The organism is Thiolapillus sp. (assembly GCF_048562965.1).
GTDB classification, from domain to species: Bacteria; Pseudomonadota; Gammaproteobacteria; order Chromatiales; family Chromatiaceae; genus Thiolapillus; species Thiolapillus brandeum_A.
The window spans coordinates 1-753 of record NZ_JBHNMF010001251.1; the positions used below are offsets into that span (position 1 = coordinate 1).

Annotated in this window: 2 protein-coding genes; one reads left to right on the plus strand and one right to left on the minus strand. The window is 47.5% G+C overall.

Features of this window, described 5'->3' with window-relative positions:
• On the minus strand, positions 1-147 hold a 147-nt coding region (locus tag ACOCD2_RS23610), incomplete at its 3' end, for an anti-phage BREX system Lon protease BrxL (RefSeq protein ID WP_368857488.1).
• On the opposite strand from ACOCD2_RS23610, the gene ACOCD2_RS23615 reads away from it, so the two are divergent.
• Positions 148-606 carry a hypothetical protein gene (locus tag ACOCD2_RS23615; RefSeq protein ID WP_294117954.1) on the plus strand — a complete coding sequence of 153 codons (459 nt, stop codon included), beginning with the start codon at positions 148-150 and terminating at the stop codon, positions 604-606.
• The last annotated feature ends 147 nt before the right edge of the window (positions 607-753 follow it).

Here is a 753-nt window from a genome sequence, read left to right on the forward strand (position 1 = left end):
GTTGGTGGCACAATACTGGCCCAACAGGTATTCCAGCACATAGGCAGGCACAATGGCGTTGCCTTTGACGGCCTTGACCAGATCCTTGCGAACCACCAGTCCCTGAAAGTGTTCATTGATTGTAACTACTCTCCCCCGAACGTAAATGTGGATGCCGAGACCATTAAAGATATTGCGGGCTACACTCCGATCGTGGATAACGCAATTTCTGCATACGATACTATCATTGCAGGGATCGATGGAGATTGGGAAGGTGTTGCTTGGGGAGTAGCCGGGACATTAGGTGGCGGCTGGTTGAAGGGGGCTAAGTTTGCTGCAAGGGGTTTAGGAAAAATTGATCCCAATAAACTAAATCATGTATTTGGGCAAGAAAAGCACAGGCTAGGTCAACTGCTGGATAAGTTTGGCGGCAATCAAGAAAAAGCATATCGAGCTTTGGATGATGCAGCTCAGCAAGCTCTTATGAGTGGAAAGCTAAACATCAAGAATGGCATCAATACTCAAACGCGAGTTAATGTTAACGGCGTCGAAGTCGATCTGGTTGGAGGTCGTGTTGTAAATGGGAGGTTCCAAATTGGTTCCGCTTCAAGGAGGGATATTCCATGATAAACTCCCACGAAATTAATGAATTCGAGTAACTACTCACCCCTATCAGCATAGAGCTGTCCCGAAAAGGCCATTTGAATGGCGACCAGCGGATTGTATCCCTGATTTGCCATGGTCTGCAGGTAACTGGAGATGCGGCAATAGGCC